Raw genomic sequence first — 15,750 nt, forward strand, 5'->3', positions numbered from 1 at the left:
GAAAGGTGTTCTCCCATGCGCGCTTCCCGCCTGCCCCGCACCGCCGTACGCCTCGCCGCCCGCGCGGCCTTCGCCGCCACCGCCGCCGTGGCCCTCGCGCTCGGCGTGAGCGCCGGGTCCGCCGCCGCGGCCGGCTCCTCCCGTACGGTCACCGACGGCGGTACGACCTACCACCTCGCCCTCACCTCGCCCGGCACCGCCGCCGCCGGCGGGCAGAACATCACGGTCTCCGGCAGCGGGTACAACACCGGCCGGGGCGTGTACGTGGGACTGTGCGCGGTGAGTGGTCCGCAGGGAGCCTCCAAGCCGACGCCCTGTCTGGGCGGTTCCGACCAGTCGGGCACGACCGGCGCCTCCCACTGGGTCTCCAACACCCTCGGCGGCACCCTGCCCAACACCTCACGGTTCGGCGCGGGCGGCACCTTCACCGTGACGATCCACGTCAAGGCCGACCTCGGCAACGGCCAGATCTGCGGCGAGACCGTCGAGTGCGCCGTCGTGACCCGCGCCGACCACTTCAACTCGGGCAACCGCGCCTACGACGTCCAAGTACCGGTGACCTTCAACTAGGCCGTCCCTTTCGACCCAGGCCGTCCGGCCACCACTCAGGACGATCCACGCCACGAGGACGCCATGAAACCCCACGCCCCCGTACTCGCGAGTGCGCTCGTGCTCGTCTGCGCCCCGGTCGCCCTCGCCGCCACCGGATCGGGCGCGGTGACGCAACCCTCGCGCGCGACCGCCGCCGGCTACCGGGAGGCGGGGGTCTTCACCTCGGCGGGCAAGCCCCGCGACCTGCTGCTGCACCCGGACTCGAAGAGGCTGTACGTGGCCTCGGACGACCGGCCGGAGACCCCCGAGGTCAACGAGAGCGGACTGCACGTCCTGGATCCGAAGACCGGCACGGTACGCGGCACCGTGAGCCAAATGCCCGGCCCCACCGGTGCGTCGAGCCGCCGCGCCGCCCATCGGCTCGTCGCCCCGCTGCCCGGCGACGGGGTGGTCTTCGGGTATCCGCTGCGGGGCATCGGCACGGCCGAGGAGGGCGACGCGGCGGCGAGCGGGGCCTGGATCACGGGAGCCACCGTCACCGACCTCGGCCCGGGACTCGCACCGGGGACGGTACTGGCCGCCCAGGGCCCCGTCCTGTCGGAGGCGGCCGTCGACGGCGCGGTGATCGGACGGTCCCTGACGCTGGAGGGCGGCGACTCCTTCGCGGTGGACCCGGTGCGCAAGGCGGTGTGGTTCGCGGACACGGGCAACCGTCGCCTGTACAAGGTGGACGCGGTCACCCTGACGGTCGCCGCGACCGTGGAACTCCCGCCGGGTGACGGGTTCGCCGGGTTCGTGGAAGTGGATCCGCGAACCGGCGCGGTCTGGGTCGGCCTCGACAACTCCGTGGTCGTCCACGACGCGGCCGGCCGCCGGATCGGCGCCCTGAGTGGGCCGGACCTGCCGCGCGCGGCGCGGTTCGACGAGGCCACCGGGCAGGCTTTCGTGGTCTGGCAGGACTCCGGGGACCGCGCGCAAGCGGGCAGTGACGGGAACGGATCCCTCGCCGTGTACCGCACCGCCGATCTGACGGAGGCGGCGAAGCCCACCGTACTGCCGGGCAACCACGCCCAGTTGGGGGCCGCCTCGCTGGCGGTGCAGCCCGGGGGCGAGGTCGTGTGGGTGGGCGGCCCGGCGCAGGCGACGATCACCCGGCTGGAGCGGTCCGCGCCGGCCGATCCGTCACCGGACCCCTCCACCGACCCTTCCACCGGTCCGTCGCCGGGCCCCTCGCCCGATCCGTCCGCAGCGCCCTCCACGGGGCCCTCGAACGGCCCCACCCCCGGCTCCTCGTCGGGACCCTCCCGACCCTCCGAGCCGTCGGAGTCGTCCCTGTCACCCGTTCCGGCGGGCAGTACGTCCGGACCCGCGCCCGCGCCGGCCGGCGGGCCCGCCCCGGGTGACGGGGGGTCGGCCGCGGACGGGTCCGGGGCGCCGGCGCCCGGCGCCCCGGCGCACGGCTCGCTGGCCGCCTCCGGGGTCGCCGTACTCGCCCTCGCGGGGACCGCCGCCGCTCTGGTCGCCGCCGGTTGGGTGCTCGTCAGGATCCGGCGAGGGACGGTCGAACCTGGCTGATCCGCCGCGTGGGCGGGCCTGTTGAATGGTGGCACCCGAGTGAAGGAGCCACCGTCCGTGAAAGTCATCGCCCACCTCAGCGACGTCCACTTCGACGGCGACACGCGCGCCGCGGATCGCACCCGTGCCGTCATGAGGTACCTGGAAGAGCTGCCGTACGACCTGGACGCCGTCCTGGTGAGCGGCGACATAGCCGACCACGGCAGCCCCGCCGAGTACGCGGAGGCCCGCAAGGAACTGGTCTCGCGCCATCCGCTGGTGGTCTGCCCCGGCAACCACGACGAACGCGTGGCCTTCCGGCGGGACCTGCTCGGCGAGGCGGAGCCGACCGCGGCGCCCGTCGACCAGGTCCTGCGCGGTGCGGGGTTCGTGCTCGCGGTCTGCGATTCGTCGGTGCCCGGCGAGCACCAGGGCTTCCTGGAGGACTCCACGGTGGCCTGGCTGGACGGCGTACTGGACGGGACCCCGCGCGAGGTCCCCGTGCTGGTGGCCTTCCACCACCCGCCCGTTCCCCTGCACATCCCCTACGTCGACGGGATCCGGCAGTTCGGCGAGGAGCGGTTGGCGGACCTCGCCGAACGGCACCCGCACCTCACGGCCTTCCTGTGCGGACACGCCCACACGGGGGCCGCGACCACCTTCGCGGGCCGGCCGCTGCTGGTGGCGCCGGGCGTGGTGTCCACGACCCGGCTTCCCTGGGAGGCCCGCAGCGGGGACAACGAGTACGTCCACCTCGACGAGCCGCCGGTCGTCGCCTTCCACGTGATCGGTGACGACGGGAGGCTGACCACCCACTACCGGGTGGTCGTCACCCGCCGGTAGCTGCCGCCGTCGCGGGTGCGTGCGAGGCGGCCCGAGGTGATCAGGTACCTCCGCAGGGCGGAGCAGTCCTCGTGCACCGTGCGCAGCGCGTCGTTCACCTCGGGCTCGGTGTAGTCCCGGTCCGGGGCGAACAGGGTCTCCGTGAGATGGGCCAGCAGTTGCTCGCGGCGGGCGACCTTGCGGGGGATCGCGACGAGGCGGCCGTCGGAGAAGAGGTCCGAGACGCCCCGGGGGGTGCGCGGGGGTTGTTCGGTGCGGGGCAGCGGCGCGGTGGTGTGTGACATGTCGGGCAGCATCACCCGGCAAGGAGCCCCCGGGCAACGGGATTTCCGCCCGGACCGGCCGCGACGCCCCGCTGCGGGTCGCCCCGCCCGGACACGTCGAAGGCCCGCCGACGCCGGAATCGCTCCGGTACCGGCGGGCCCGCTCGTACGGATGGTTCACGCGTGGTCGTTCACACGCGGATGGCGCACGCGTGGATGGTGCACGGGTGGTTCAGGGGCCGACGGTGATCTGCTGCGCCGGGTTGGTCGTGTCGGTGACCTTGTAGAGGGCGTTGAACGTCGAGGACGTCGCGCTCGTCGGGCACCCGAATCCGCCGGTGACCGTGACCGGCACCGAGGCGTTGGTGAAGGTCAGGCTGGGCGGGGCGCCGTTGGTCCAGGTGCCGCCGACGTTCGCCGGAGCGCTCGGAGCGGCCGTGACGGTGCAGTTGGCCAGGCCGGACGTCGTCACGACGAGTCCGCCGACCGGCACCTTCAGGGTGGCGGTGATCGGCGAGCCGTTCTGCATCGACACCGTCCAGGCGCCGCTGGTGGTGACCGTCGGCGTCACGCCCGGCAGGCTGGCGGAACAGGAGGAGTACGTCGGCGGGGTGATCGGCGAGGTGACCGCACCGGCCGGGTTGTTGTTGCCCGGCGCGGCCGGGACCGTACCGGTGGAGACCGAGACCGTGCAGGTCACGGTGACCGAACCGGCCTTGAGCGTGGCCTTTCCGCTGAGGGTGGCCTTGAAGGCGTGCCCGGCCGGGGTGACGGTGGTCGAACCCGCCAGCGGTAAGGGCGCGGCGGTGGCGGTGGCGGAGGCCACCGTCAGCGCGGCGGCCGCGGCCATCCCGAGGGCGAGAGCGGTGCGCTTGCGGCTCATGGCTGTGCTCCTTGGGGATCGTGGTGCGGGGTGGGGGAGTGACTGCGGTCCCCGTGGGGATCGGGGTCCGCTTCCGTGCCTGCCTCCGGCTCCGTCTCCGGGCCGGCCTTCGGCTCCGTGCCGGGGGCGGCGGAGCCCCCGGCACGTGGTGTGGTGTTCGGCTGCCAGGCGAAGATCATCCCGCCGCCGACGATGCCCAGCAGGGTGCCGATCAGGAACCCGCCGAGGTTCGACAGGACCAGCGTGGCGGTCGCGATCAGGGTGGTGAGGATCCCTGCCAGGGTGCGCTGTTGGGGCGAGAACCAGGCGGTGAGCCCGAGCACGATCAAGATGATCCCCATCAGGACGGACGGGATGCCCGCCACTCCCTGCTGGAGCATGATCTTCAACGGAGCCAGTGGCAGGACGCTGATCCACACCCCGGTGAGGATGGCGAAGAGACCGCCCCAGAAGGGCCTGCTGCGTCGCCATCGCCGCCAGCGGCTCAGAAGCATTCCTTCTTCCCCTTGCTGATGTTCATGCTCAGCCCGGAGAGCTTGAAGGTCCCGGCGTTGGTGGCCCACGCCGTCTGGTGCAGATCGGTGATGCTGACCGTGTCCGCCTGCTGGGCGAACAGGTCCTGCATGCCGATCGCTTCCGCCGGACCCTTGTCGAGGGTGGACGCGTCGCGTCCGATCTCGATGTTGCTGAAGACCGCGTCGCCGGAGAGCTGTGTCGCGTCGACGAAGAGATTGCTCGCCTCGACGGGGTTCTTCTTGCCCGCGGTGAGGTTGAGCGAGATGTCCCCGATCATCGGGAGGGTGGTGACCACCGACTGGCAGAGGCTGTGCAGCTTGGCCTCCTTGATGGCGGTGACCGCCACCGGGATGAGCTCGTTGCGCGCGTTCACGTCGACGCTGCCGTACTGGGCGAATCCCTCGCCCTCCAGACTCGCCGCCGACACCTTGAACTGCTGCCCGGAAACGGCGAAGGAGGCGGCGAGCGCCCCCTGTGCCAGGGCTATCCCGAGTCCCGCGGTCACGGCGATGGCGGGGACGGTCAGAAGTGCGAACTTGCGCCAGCGGACGCGCCCGTCACCTCTGCCGGCGCCGCCGCCGTCGTCGCCCTCGATGCCGGGCGGTTCGGGCAAGTTCGGTGAGACTGCCATGAGATCGTCCCTTATCTCGGCTGTGCACCTTTGTTACCGACGAGTTGAATGTAAGAGTGCCAATGGAGGTTGGCAAGGTTGCCGGAGCGTACCGTTTCGGCCGACTCCTACTGGCCGGTCACTGCTCCGCGCGCAGGAGTTCGGCGACCTCCGCGGCCACCCTCCGCTCCATGGCCCGGGCGAATTCCGAGGCCACGACCTCACCCGCCACCGGGCGCAAAGCGGACACCGCCTCGGACACGTGATCCAGTTGGCCGGCCGAAAGGTGCTCCAGCCCGTCCGGGCCGATCACATGCCGGCGGAACAGTCCGACGAACCGGTCCGCGAGCGCGGCCGCCTGTGCCTGGACGAAGTCGGCCGCGTCCAGGATCTCCGCCAGCGGCACCCCCTGCCGCACCAGCGTCAGGGTCGCCTCCAGCAACCGCCCGCTCAGATGCGTGACCCGGTCCCCGTCGATCCGTACGTACCCCAACTCGACCGCGCGCCTGGTGTCTTCGGCGTTCGCGGTCGGCCCGAACAGTGCGCGCAACTCGGACAACGTCATCGTGACGGGCACCTCTTGCACCCAGTCGCGCGTCATCGCCCGCTCCAGGCCGAGGAGTTGGGACAGTCCGCCACCGCGCTCCCACGCGTCGAGCAGCTCGGAGATGCCGTTCACGGTGTAGCCGCGCCCCAGCAGGTCGTTGATCAGGCGCAGCCGGGTCAGATGGTCTTCGGAGTACCAGGCGACCCGGCCCTCACGGCGCGGCGGCGGCAACAACCCGCGCTCCTGGTAGTAGCGCAGGTTGCGCACCTTGACGCCCGCCGCCCGCGCCACGTCCTCCCGGCGATAGCGCCCACCGGCGCGTCCGTCCTGTTCCCCCTGGCTGTCCACGCGGCAGAGTGTAGGACGTACCGGCAGGTCACATGGCCCTTACGGGCGTTGGTCGCGCTCCATCCGCTTGACCGCCCGCAGCACCACGAACTTCGGCTCGCTCGCGGTGACCTCGCTGTTGCCGAACAGCCGCTTCAGGTGCGTGTGGTAGCCCATGTGGCGGTTGGCGACGACCCAGAGCTCGCCACCCGGCCGCAGCGCCTTGCGCGACTGCGCGAACATGCGCAGCGCCGTGGCGTCCGTCGTCGCCTGGTGGGAGTGGAACGGCGGATTGCACAGGATCAGGTCCACCGAACCCGGGTCCAGCATCGCGACCCCGTCACCGACGAGGAAGTCGGCGCGCTCCCGCTCGTGCGTCACGTTGGCGCGGAACGTGGCCTTCGCGGAGGCCACCGCCTGGTACGACTCGTCCGTGAACACGACCTCGGCCCGCGGGTCCGCGACCGCGACCGCCGTGCCGACGACCCCGTTGCCGCAACCGAGGTCCACGACGCGGGCCCCGTCCGTGTTGGTCGGGATGTTCTGGAGGAAGAAACGCGTGCCGACGTCGAGCCGGTCGGCGCAGAAGATGCCGGCGTGGTTGACCACGGTCAGCCCGGCGCCCGAGCCCCCGTCCTCGTCCACGACGTACGTCAGCGGCCACGGGCCGGGGGTCACGGCGTGCGTGGCCCCGGGGGTGCCCGGCGTACAGAAGATCAGTCGGGCCTTCTTCTCCGCGAGCGAGGTCTTCGTCGGCCCGAGGATCCGCTCGAAGAGCCGCAGTGTGGAGGTGTGGATCTCCTTGACCATGCCCGTGCCGACCACGACCGTGCCCGCGTGGACGTGCGGAGCCAGCCGGTGCAGCTGGTCCTCCAGCAGCGCCAGGCTCTTCGGGACACGGACCAGGAGCACGTCGATCCGCTCCGGCGGAGCGTCCTGCGTGGTCAGCAGCCGCACCGTGTCCTTGGCCGTCCCGATCCCGGCACGATCAAGGTTCGCCATGGTGGCCGACCGCGTCAGCGAGGAGTCGGTGATCTGCGTCGGGTGGAACGCGGCCAGGGCCGTCGTCAGCGTGCCCCAACGGTCCCCGATCACGGTGATCTGCCGATCGCCGGTGAGATCCACCGGACCGCGTTCCCCGGTACCGGATTCGAGGTGCCGCAGCAGGTACTCATCGGCGGCATCCCAGGCGCGGAGACGATCGCGCGGGTCCTGGGGGAAGCGGGTGAGTTCGTAGGAGCCGAAAGGCGTGGTCAGACGGTTCATATTCGACCCAGGCTATCCGAGACGACAGCCCGGCCCCGCATGGGCGGGGCCGGGCGGCGCGCTACTCGGGAAACTCGCCCGCCATCGCGGCGGCGATCCGCAGGTGGGGAGCCGCCTCGACGGCCCTGCCCTGTCGCTCCAGTGTGCGACCGAGGAGCAGCTGCGCGTAGTCCTCCACCGGCCAGCGCTCCAGGATGGCGCGCAGCTCCAGCTCGGCGCGGGACAGCTGGGCGGAGTGGTAGTAGGCGCGGGCCAGCAGCAGGCGGGGAGCCAGCTGCTCGGGGGCCTCGGTGGTCAGCGAGCCCAGGACGCGGGCGGCGGTCGCGTACTCCTTCGCCTCGAAGAAGAGCCCGGCGCGCGCCCAGCGCTCGGCCGGCGTCCCGTGCTCCAGGTACTCCACCGGCGTGTTCATCGCGTTCCTTCCGCCGTTCCGATGCCTCTGTCCGGTCTCCCCCGACAGGGGGACCCGATCTCCCCTACACGGGCGATCCGATCCGCCCAACACGGGAGACCCGACGTGCCCAACACGGGCGATCCACCGAACATTCCATGGAACGCCGGACGCGGCACGGGGCTAAGTTGTGCCCCATGAGCAATCTCGATCGCCAGCCCGCTCTCTCCGCCTGCGGCGGCCGCGGTTTCGTCGTGGCCGAGCCCGTGCGCGAGCTCCTGAGCCCGCGCACCGTCAAGCTCGGGGAGTCCACCGAGGTCCGCCGCCTGCTGCCCAACCTGGGCCGCCGCATGGTGGGCGCCTGGTGCTTCGTCGACCACTACGGCCCGGACGACATCGCCGACGAGCCCGGCATGCAGGTGGCGCCGCACCCGCACTCCGGGCTCCAGACCGTGAGCTGGCTCCACGAGGGCGAGGTGCTGCACCGCGACAGCGTCGGCAGCCTGGAGACCATCCGCCCGCGCGAGCTCGGCCTGATGACCTCCGGCCGCGGCATCAGCCACTCCGAGGAGAGCCCGCGCCCGCACGCCCGCCTCCTGCACGGCGCGCAACTGTGGGTGGCCCTCCCCGACGCCCACCGCGGTGTCGCGCCGCACTTCCAGCACCACACCGACCTCCCGCAGGTCACCGCCCCCGGCCTGGCCGCGACCGTGATCCTCGGCACCCTGGACGGAGCCACCTCGCCCGGCAGCGCCTACAGCCCGATCGTCGGCGCCGACCTCGCCCTGGCGGCGGGCACCGAAACCCGGCTCCCGCTCGACCCCGACTTCGAGTACGCGGTCCTGTCGATGTCGGGCGAGGCCACCGTCGACGGCGTCCCGGTCCTGCCGGGCGCCATGCTCTACCTGGGCTGCGGCCGCACGGAACTCCCCCTGCGGGCGGCCTCGGACGCGGGCCTGATGCTGCTGGGCGGCGAGCCGTTCGAGGAGGAGATCGTCATGTTCTGGAACTGGATCGGCCGGAGCAACGAGGAGATCGTACAAGCCCGCAAGGACTGGATGGAAGGCTCCCGCTACGGCGAAGTGAAGGGCTACGACGGCTCTCCGATCCCTGCTCCCGAACTCCCGCCGGGGCCCTTGAAAGCGCGCGGTCGGGTGCGCTGACCTGCACTTTTCTGGATCGGCTCTCTCAGTCGCGACTGACGAAAGAGAGTCCGGAGCTCCGGCGGAGATTGCTCCGCCGGAGGAGGCGCCGAGGCCCGCCGGAGGCCCTCTTCGGGCTCCCGTCGTTTCCCATGTGTGACCAGCTGAGGTCAGCTTTGCCAGGACCAATGCTGACCCGACGCCGACTTTGGTGCCCGGCGTCGCGGAGCGGGGAGAAGGGCGGTCCCATAGTCCTCATCTGGGGCAGGATCACCCTCGGGGGAGCGCTCGGCGGTACCTCGTCCATATTCGTCACTGTGACGTGAATTTGCCTGAATCGGGCTACGGTTCATCCGGGTTCTGCGATGCTGGAGGCCGATCGAGAGGGGCCGCAGCGATGCAGTGGAAGATCCACGGTGAACGTCCGATCTACGAAAACAAGTGGGTGAACCTGTGGCTCACCGACATCGAGACGCCGGACGGGCACCGCTGGGAACACCACGTCGTCAAGCTGCGCCACCTGGCCGTGGCCGCTGTGGTCAACGATCGCCGAGAGGTCCTGATGATGTGGCGCCACCGCTTCATCACGGACGCGTGGGCTTGGGAGCTGCCCATGGGTCTGGTGGAGGCGGACGAGACCCCCGGCGAGGCCGCTGCCCGGGAAGTCCTCGAAGAGACCGGCTGGCGTCCGGGCCCGATGAAGCCTCTGATCTACGCGGAACCGGCGAACGGCATCACGGACTCCCAGCACCACTTGTTCCGCGCGGACGCTGCGACGTATGACGGGCCTCCGACCGAGAAGAACGAGTCGGACCGGGTCGAGTGGATCCCGCTGGCGAACATCCGGGGCATGATCGACCGCCGCGAGATCGTCAGCAGCGGTGCTCTGGTCGGCCTCCTCTACGTCCTGATGGACGAAGGGGTTCGCTGAACCGGCGGGGGAAGCGTTGCCCGTAGGCGTGCCTCGAAGGCAACCGCGGCCGGCACCTCGCGATAGGGCGCAAGCTGCTCGTAGAACTCGCGAAGGTGTCCGGTCACCCGCTCCGACGACACTGCTGCGGCGGGCACCAGCGCCTCTATCGCCGTGTGACAGGCTTGGTCGAGCTTCCCCCGCTGGAGCTGGGTACGGGCAAGCCAGAAGGCATGGAACGCTCGGCCGCGCTGGTTCGCAGGGTCCTCCCGCGCCAGCGCGTCCGCGATCAATGGTTCGGCGATCGCCGCCTCGCCGAGACGGCCGTGCGCAATGCCCGTGTCCACGATGAGCTTCGGCTCGTCGAAGTAGGTCACCCAGGCCGGGTCCGGGTCACCCTCGTGGATGCGCTCGAACTGGCTGTGGGCCTCCGAGATCGCGGTGTGCGTATCCTTCCTGTCCCCCAAGGTCGCGTGGGCGAAGGCTTCGCGCATGGCCAGCATCGCCCGCACCCTCGGTGTCGTTCCGGCACGGGCCTGGTCCTGGGCGGCAGACACCAGAGCAAGCGCGTCCGCCGGCTTGTCCTGGTAGGTCGCTTGGAGGCTCATGCAGGCCAACACGTTCGCCATGAAGGGATGGTCGTCGATCTCTCTGGCCAGTTGCAGCGCTTCCGAGAAGTACGCGCGGGCCTGGTGGTACTGCCGAGCATCGAAGTACGTCCACCCGGTCAGCCGCGCCAGCTCCGCCGCGACGCCGTACAAGCCGTGCTGGATCGGCGTCGGCCGTCGGTCCTTCAACAGCCCTTCGACGTAGCGGAGCTGGCCTACGACGGCCGGGCGAAGGGTCTCTCCACCGTGCTCGTCGTCGCGTCGCCAATAGTCCTCGATCGAGGACCGGAGTGCCTGGAGAGTGGAGGGGCTCGGATTGGTTCCGGCGGCCATGGCGAGGATGCTGTCCACCTCCACCCCGGGTAAGGCCGCAAGCGGTCCGGGTCCAGCGGGCGGGTGGACCGGCTCGCGCTCGGACACCGCGAGCGCGGCCGGCGTCTCCCACCCCCGCCGGGAAAGCCCGAGCATGTGCCCGGGGATGCGCAAGCCGTCGGCGATTCGCTCGATCACGTCCATGTGGAGGAGCTGCCGCTGGCCCGCGATCACCTCGCCGACCCGACTGGGCGTCAACTCGCACTGGCGCGCGATCATCGAAGGATAGATGCCCGCCCGAGCCTTCACCAGGCGAAAGACCCTCGCGAAGTCGCGTACGCGACACGCGTCGATCATCTCGGAATCGGTGAGCAGACTTACCGGCAGCTCCTTCGTGTGACGCGACTCGGGCATCGGACACGCTCCGGAGGAAGGCTACAGATCGCTTCAGCGTTTCAACGGACCGTGATGTTACCCAAGTTGGGTAACCCGCTGGGCCTTTCTGCCTCATCGCCCTGATCGCGATCCTTCTGCACATGGCGAAGCGACCAAGGACGACTGCCTTGCATGATGCGGCGGGCACTCCTGACACAGAGCGAATGGCCCTCAGTGGAACCTCTGACCTGGGCAGAGAGCCCCGCGTTCTGATGAGCATCCGGGTGTCGCGGGACTCGGGCCGGACGTGGTCGCCGAGCATGCGGGTCCTGGAAGGCGACCCGTTCGACATCCTCTCCAATCCAGGCCGCTACCCCCCGTGCGAGTGCCCCCGCTGTGGCGGTACGTCGTCGGCGGCTCGTGCCCTTCGGCTGGCGCCCATCGAACCGGGGGCGGCGTAGTGGCCGCGTTCCGCCGTTGAAGGCTCCCTTAGAAAGGGAGCCCCGGGTACGTAGTCGAGTACGGCGGGGCTGGCGCCAACAGCTCGCCGTATTCGTCTACGCCGCCGCAGTCACCGTCTTGGTGGTCGTCCTGGCCGTCGCCGGTGATCCCAGCCGCTGACCGTCAACCAGCTCCCGGAAGCCCCGCTCGTTCGAACCGTGGCCTCGCGCCACCCTCCATCTCCTCACTGACCCGCATAGCGGAGTTGGTGAGGCATGCCCCATAGGGGCCGGGCCGGCACCCGTCGGCCCTGGACTTCCACGAATTGGAGACACGCATGGCAGCACAGAAGGAAGACCTGCTGATCGGCGTCGAGAGCCTGATCAAGGTCCAGGACCGCTTCACCGCCGCGGCGGCCGAGTCCGACTCCACGGGCACCTCCGCGGGTGACGACGGCGAGAACCGCGACGGCTTGAACCTCCCGCAGGAGTAGCGCCGCCAGAACACCGCAGCACCAACCCGGGGGCCCGTCATTCACGGCTGGCCCCCGGCCTTCACCCCATGACGTCGACTGGAGGAAGACGTGGACCACCACTTCGTCAGCGCAATGGAGAAAGCTCTCGGCTGGGACGGACCCGGTGCACTCGGAGCCGCTTTCGCCCGGGGGACGATCGAGGACCTCGATCTGCTCGATCGCCTGCTGAACCCCAGGAAGCTGCTGGACCTGGTGATGCGCCGCAGCGTCACTACGCCCCAGTTCCGAATCTTCCAGGACGGGGCTGAACTGCACCCCGGCCGGTACATCCAGCCCTCCGTCACCCGGCGGGGACAGGCCATCCCCATGGCCGACATGCGCCGCGTCGGCGGGCTGATGCGCGAGGGCTGCACCATGGTCCTGGACGAGCTCGACTTCTTCGACCCGGCCATGGAGGCCACCTGTCGCGCGCTCCAGTGGTGGGCCCGCGAGCTGGTGCAGGTGAACGCCTACCTGACCACCCAGGACGCCAGCGGCTTCAAGCTTCACTGGGACGACCACGACACCGTGATCGTCCAGCTTGCCGGCCGCAAGAGCTGGGAAGTCCGCGGTGCCTCCCGCAAGGCTCCGATGTACCGCGACTCCGCTCCTAATGCTGAGCCCAGCGAGGAAATCGTGTGGCAGGGAGTCATGGAGCCCGGCGACGTGATGCACATCCCGCGCGGCTTCTGGCACCAGGCCACCCGGGACGACCAGGGTGACGGCTACAGCCTGCATGCCACCTTCGGCATCGTGAAGCGCGTCGGCGTGAACTGGTTGGCCTGGCTCGCCGACCAGGCCCGCACCAAGGATCTGTTCCGTTACGACCTGGACCGCTGGAACTCTCCGGGCCAGTGGGAGGGGCAGCAGCAGCTCCTGGCCGACGCCGTCGCCGAGATGGCTACGCAGCTGACTCCGCAGAAGTTTCTGCATGCGCGCGAGCGGGAGCGCCTGGCTGCCCGGCACGTCCCGGCCACCGGCCTGTTCGGCAGGTCCGAGGCCGTCGTGTGCGTCACGGACTTCGAGCCCGTGATCGAGCAGCACCACGACACCGTGGAGGTCCTTGCCGCAGGCAAGAAACTCACGTTCGCCGGCAAGGCGTATCCGGCCCTCGCCCTGCTGCTGAGCGGCCACCCCGTCAACATCGCCGACGCCGCCGAGAAGACCGGCCTGGACGTGGAGCAGCTCGCCGAGATCCTGCTGAAGGAGGAACTGTGCACGGAGCTGACCCCCGCCTTGTCCTCGGCCTTCACCGGTCTCGTCACGACCGCGGCCTCCTGACGGCCGCACTTGATCTCGGGGTCACTGCCCTGGACACTGCGGCCCCCTACCTCGGCTTCCGTTCGCACACCACGCTGTCCGAGACGGCGGCTGATCTGCTGCCGAAGTTCACCCTCTCCACGAAGGTGGGATTCTTCCCGGGCGCCGGAGGTGTTGAGCACTCGCTCGATCCGGGCCGACTGCGCCTCGCCGTCGAGGAGGCTGCCCAGGAACTCGGCAGGGAACCAGACACGGTGCTCCTCCACAACCCGGAGCGGAGCCTCACGGGCCTGTCCCTGGCCGATGACCACGCCCTCTTCGGCGGTGCATGCGCGGCGCTGGCCGAGGCCGCCCGCGACGGTCTGTGCCAGGACTGGGGTGTGGCTTCCTGGGACCCCCGGCTGCTCAGCAGGGCCAGGGTGGAGGATCTGCCGTCTCCGGACGTCTTGATGGTCCGGGCCGGGTTCCTCGTGGGGATCGACCTTCTCGATCTCGTGGCCGTCCTACGCGAGGTCTGGAAGGTGGGTGAGACGTGGGGCATGAGCCCCTTCGGCGGTGGCCATGGGAAGGTGTGGGAAGAGTTCGACCCCCGGCCGTTCCTGCGACCGCATCATGGGGATCTGTCGCGCATCCAGGCGGCGTTCCGAACCTCGTTCCATTTGCCCAGTGCTACGGCTGTGGCGGTCGGTACGGACGCCTCCGGCCACCTGGCTGAACTGGTCCAGGCGCTGAGCGCGGAGGTGGACACCGACGCTGTCAGTCAGTACCTCCACGCCCTCCATTCACGCCGTCAGAACTGAAGCTCGGCCACTAGGCGCTCGGCTTCCTTCCGAGCAGGCGCCAGCAGGGGGTCCTCGTCGTACGCGTGGGGCCCGACGATCTTCGACAGGAAGAAGAGCGACATCAGCTTGCCGTCTCGGCTCTCCAAGTCCGCACGCAGTTCCTGCTGGACGCGGTCCGCGAGCGCCGGGACGGCAAGCGCATTGCCCCACAGGGCCGCGGCATCCAAGCCCCGGGGAGCCATGCCCCAGTCCTCCCAGTCGATGATCGAGAACTCCGGCCCCATCACGTTGGCCCAGGTCAGATCCGCATGAGCCGGCACCCATCGCTCGATTCGCGCATCGGTGACACTGGGGAAGACCTCCCCGAGGGCCTGGGCCACCCCCTCCTGCGTGATCGTCACAGTGTCAGGCGTCGCGATCCGTGGCGTCTGCTGCGCGGCAAGCGCGTCCAGCGAAGAGGTCAGCGCCTCCCACCACGAATCCGGCAGGCCAGGGTCTTCGAGTACCAGGGCACCCTTGCCGACAGGTGGCGAGGCAATCAGCTCAAGCTCATCCGCGCGCCACATCACCGGCTCGCCCAACTGGCGCCACGCCACGCCCTGGTACCACTCGGGCATCGCGACCCCCTGTAGCACGGCGGCGGCCTCGGTACCGTTCCAGCCCTGCGAGCCGATCCGCTCGAATCCCCGCCGCTCGATGCGCACCCAAGTACTCCGCTCGGTACGGCCGCCCAAGGACCTGCGCTTGCGTACCAGTGATTGCCGATCCAGTTGCACGTTGAGGGCCTTCTCCACGCGCTCCAGCACGTCTTCCACGGGCTGACGGCGTAGATCCACCTGGGCGGCAACGGGCAGGGATCCAGTCATGGTGACCTCCTCGGCGAACGGATGACCGTAGCAGGAAAAGCCCCGCCGACACGATCCGTCCGTCGACACGGAGCACGTCGAGCCCGCGTAGATCCGTTGTCTTGCGGTCGTTGCCGTCCGGCCCGTTGAGGTTGATGAACACGATGGTCGGTCAGGATGCGCGGATCTGGGTGTCGAGCACGGCCGTGATGGCCTCGATGTTCCCGGCGGCGAACTCGGCCAGCTCCGGCGGCATCAGGTTGAGCTGCCGTAGTGTCTCCGTGTTGAACGGGACGCGCACGACCTCGTAGCTGCCTCGCTCGGGCTCATCGAACTCGGTACCCGTACGCGCCTCGATGTCCAGGCGGCGTCGCTCGTGACGGACGCCCGCCTCCGCGAGTCGAACGTCGAATCGAAGGCGCGGCAGCGCGTCGTAGGCACGAGCAGGTACGGCGCCCCTGAACCCGCGACCGAGGGGGGGCCGGTCTGCCCCGCCGCGAGGACGTCGTGCGGGGTGAGGGCGTCGAGGCTGTCGAACACGTAGAAGACCGCCACCATCCACCTCGCCGGACTCCACCTCGCCGCCCTCTTCATCTGGTCAGCCAGATGATCCGAAGGAGACGGCTTGGTCCGGTGGCCTTGTCCGGCGCTGTGTCCGGTCAGCCCTGTACAGGTCGATGGACAGCCCCGAGGCCTGGCTGTTGACCTTGCCCCGAAGGTAGGCCGGATTGCGATATTTGGAGTACTGGCGACATGTCGTGATTGATAATCAGATATAACTACGCATACAACGTTCCTCGCAGCTCGAA

Annotated in this window: 18 protein-coding genes; 8 read left to right on the forward strand and 10 right to left on the reverse strand. The window is 70.0% G+C overall.

Features of this window, described 5'->3' with window-relative positions:
- Positions 1-15: 15 nt before the first annotated feature.
- From ADK55_RS19130 to ADK55_RS19140, 3 genes are all read left to right on the forward strand, one after another.
- Positions 16-570 carry a hypothetical protein gene (locus ADK55_RS19130; protein ID WP_053680335.1) on the forward strand — a complete coding sequence of 185 codons (555 nt, stop codon included), beginning with the start codon at positions 16-18 and terminating at the stop codon, positions 568-570.
- A gap of 63 nt (positions 571-633) precedes the next feature.
- Entirely contained in the window at positions 634-2,127 is a 1,494-nt protein-coding gene (locus ADK55_RS19135; protein ID WP_053680337.1) for a hypothetical protein, read from the forward strand.
- A gap of 57 nt (positions 2,128-2,184) precedes the next feature.
- Positions 2,185-2,949 (forward strand): metallophosphoesterase, encoded by a 765-nt coding sequence (locus ADK55_RS19140; protein WP_053680340.1) that lies wholly within the window; start codon positions 2,185-2,187, stop codon positions 2,947-2,949.
- On the opposite strand, the gene ADK55_RS19145 is transcribed toward ADK55_RS19140, so the two are convergent.
- The 7 genes from ADK55_RS19145 to ADK55_RS19175 all read right to left on the reverse strand — a co-directional run bounded on the left by ADK55_RS19145 (position 2,922) and on the right by ADK55_RS19175 (position 7,773).
- Entirely contained in the window at positions 2,922-3,233 is a 312-nt protein-coding gene (locus tag ADK55_RS19145) for a DUF2087 domain-containing protein (protein WP_053680408.1), read from the reverse strand. The two genes, ADK55_RS19140 and ADK55_RS19145, sit on opposite strands and share 28 nt — an antisense overlap.
- A 211-nt stretch (positions 3,234-3,444) precedes the next feature.
- Positions 3,445-4,095 carry a hypothetical protein gene (locus tag ADK55_RS19150; protein WP_053680343.1) on the reverse strand — a complete coding sequence of 217 codons (651 nt, stop codon included), beginning with the start codon at positions 4,093-4,095 and terminating at the stop codon, positions 3,445-3,447.
- On the reverse strand, positions 4,092-4,589 hold the full coding sequence (locus tag ADK55_RS19155) for a DUF6114 domain-containing protein (RefSeq protein WP_053680344.1): 498 nt from the start codon (positions 4,587-4,589) through the stop codon (positions 4,092-4,094). Before ADK55_RS19155 ends, ADK55_RS19150 begins: the two co-directional genes overlap by 4 nt.
- Positions 4,580-5,137 (reverse strand): DUF6230 family protein, encoded by a 558-nt coding sequence (locus ADK55_RS19160; RefSeq protein ID WP_199826566.1) that lies wholly within the window; start codon positions 5,135-5,137, stop codon positions 4,580-4,582. Before ADK55_RS19160 ends, ADK55_RS19155 begins: the two co-directional genes overlap by 10 nt.
- A gap of 223 nt (positions 5,138-5,360) precedes the next feature.
- The gene (locus ADK55_RS19165) at positions 5,361-6,116 is read right to left on the reverse strand and encodes a MerR family transcriptional regulator (protein WP_053680346.1); all 756 of its coding nucleotides are present in this window, start codon (positions 6,114-6,116) and stop codon (positions 5,361-5,363) included.
- Between the two features lie 39 nt (positions 6,117-6,155).
- Positions 6,156-7,361 carry a methyltransferase gene (locus ADK55_RS19170; RefSeq protein ID WP_053680348.1) on the reverse strand — a complete coding sequence of 402 codons (1,206 nt, stop codon included), beginning with the start codon at positions 7,359-7,361 and terminating at the stop codon, positions 6,156-6,158.
- Positions 7,362-7,422: 61 nt separating this feature from the next.
- On the reverse strand, positions 7,423-7,773 hold the full coding sequence (locus ADK55_RS19175; protein WP_053680349.1) for a tetratricopeptide repeat protein: 351 nt from the start codon (positions 7,771-7,773) through the stop codon (positions 7,423-7,425).
- A 176-nt stretch (positions 7,774-7,949) separates the two neighbouring features.
- On the opposite strand from ADK55_RS19175, the gene ADK55_RS19180 reads away from it, so the two are divergent.
- The gene (locus tag ADK55_RS19180; protein ID WP_053680351.1) at positions 7,950-8,915 is read left to right on the forward strand and encodes a pirin family protein; all 966 of its coding nucleotides are present in this window, start codon (positions 7,950-7,952) and stop codon (positions 8,913-8,915) included.
- A 376-nt stretch (positions 8,916-9,291) separates the two neighbouring features.
- Positions 9,292-9,825: an NUDIX hydrolase gene (locus ADK55_RS19185; protein WP_053680353.1), complete on the forward strand. Its 534-nt coding sequence runs from the start codon at positions 9,292-9,294 to the stop codon at positions 9,823-9,825.
- Here ADK55_RS19185 and ADK55_RS19190 read toward each other — a convergent pair.
- Entirely contained in the window at positions 9,795-11,138 is a 1,344-nt protein-coding gene (locus ADK55_RS19190) for a helix-turn-helix domain-containing protein (RefSeq protein ID WP_053680355.1), read from the reverse strand. The two genes, ADK55_RS19185 and ADK55_RS19190, sit on opposite strands and share 31 nt — an antisense overlap.
- Positions 11,139-11,877: 739 nt before the next feature.
- Between ADK55_RS19190 and ADK55_RS38670 the strand changes: the two genes are divergently transcribed.
- The 3 genes from ADK55_RS38670 to ADK55_RS19200 all read left to right on the forward strand — a co-directional run bounded on the left by ADK55_RS38670 (position 11,878) and on the right by ADK55_RS19200 (position 14,114).
- Positions 11,878-12,033: a hypothetical protein gene (locus tag ADK55_RS38670; RefSeq protein WP_157853303.1), complete on the forward strand. Its 156-nt coding sequence runs from the start codon at positions 11,878-11,880 to the stop codon at positions 12,031-12,033.
- A gap of 90 nt (positions 12,034-12,123) precedes the next feature.
- Positions 12,124-13,335 carry a JmjC domain-containing protein gene (locus ADK55_RS19195; RefSeq protein WP_053680357.1) on the forward strand — a complete coding sequence of 404 codons (1,212 nt, stop codon included), beginning with the start codon at positions 12,124-12,126 and terminating at the stop codon, positions 13,333-13,335.
- Positions 13,269-14,114: an aldo/keto reductase gene (locus ADK55_RS19200; RefSeq protein WP_078999125.1), complete on the forward strand. Its 846-nt coding sequence runs from the start codon at positions 13,269-13,271 to the stop codon at positions 14,112-14,114. Before ADK55_RS19195 ends, ADK55_RS19200 begins: the two co-directional genes overlap by 67 nt.
- Here ADK55_RS19200 and ADK55_RS19205 read toward each other — a convergent pair.
- Together ADK55_RS19205 and ADK55_RS40485 are read right to left on the reverse strand one after the other, a co-directional pair.
- Positions 14,105-14,962: a hypothetical protein gene (locus tag ADK55_RS19205; RefSeq protein ID WP_053680359.1), complete on the reverse strand. Its 858-nt coding sequence runs from the start codon at positions 14,960-14,962 to the stop codon at positions 14,105-14,107. The two genes, ADK55_RS19200 and ADK55_RS19205, sit on opposite strands and share 10 nt — an antisense overlap.
- Before the next feature lie 151 nt (positions 14,963-15,113).
- Entirely contained in the window at positions 15,114-15,242 is a 129-nt protein-coding gene (locus ADK55_RS40485; RefSeq protein WP_266968866.1) for a hypothetical protein, read from the reverse strand.
- Between the last annotated feature and the right edge of the window lie 508 nt (positions 15,243-15,750).

It is taken from the genome of Streptomyces sp. WM4235 (assembly GCF_001279725.1).
GTDB lineage: Bacteria > Actinomycetota > Actinomycetes > Streptomycetales > Streptomycetaceae > Streptomyces.

Bases quoted from the DNA above. Each gene is read 5' to 3' on its own strand.
- ADK55_RS19170 (WP_053680348.1), bottom strand. From the start codon at position 7,361: ATGAACCGTCTGACCACGCCTTTCGGCTCCTACGAACTCACCCGCTTC.
- ADK55_RS19180 (WP_053680351.1), top strand. From the start codon at position 7,950: ATGAGCAATCTCGATCGCCAGCCCGCTCTCTCCGCCTGCGGCGGCCGC.
- ADK55_RS19175 (WP_053680349.1), bottom strand. From the start codon at position 7,773: ATGAACACGCCGGTGGAGTACCTGGAGCACGGGACGCCGGCCGAGCGC.
- ADK55_RS19190 (WP_053680355.1), bottom strand. From the start codon at position 11,138: ATGCCCGAGTCGCGTCACACGAAGGAGCTGCCGGTAAGTCTGCTCACC.
- ADK55_RS19145 (WP_053680408.1), bottom strand. From the start codon at position 3,233: ATGTCACACACCACCGCGCCGCTGCCCCGCACCGAACAACCCCCGCGC.
- ADK55_RS19155 (WP_053680344.1), bottom strand. From the start codon at position 4,589: ATGCTTCTGAGCCGCTGGCGGCGATGGCGACGCAGCAGGCCCTTCTGG.
- ADK55_RS19205 (WP_053680359.1), bottom strand. From the start codon at position 14,962: ATGACTGGATCCCTGCCCGTTGCCGCCCAGGTGGATCTACGCCGTCAG.
- ADK55_RS19130 (WP_053680335.1), top strand. From the start codon at position 16: ATGCGCGCTTCCCGCCTGCCCCGCACCGCCGTACGCCTCGCCGCCCGC.
- ADK55_RS19135 (WP_053680337.1), top strand. From the start codon at position 634: ATGAAACCCCACGCCCCCGTACTCGCGAGTGCGCTCGTGCTCGTCTGC.
- ADK55_RS19150 (WP_053680343.1), bottom strand. From the start codon at position 4,095: ATGAGCCGCAAGCGCACCGCTCTCGCCCTCGGGATGGCCGCGGCCGCC.
- ADK55_RS19185 (WP_053680353.1), top strand. From the start codon at position 9,292: ATGCAGTGGAAGATCCACGGTGAACGTCCGATCTACGAAAACAAGTGG.
- ADK55_RS38670 (WP_157853303.1), top strand. From the start codon at position 11,878: ATGGCAGCACAGAAGGAAGACCTGCTGATCGGCGTCGAGAGCCTGATC.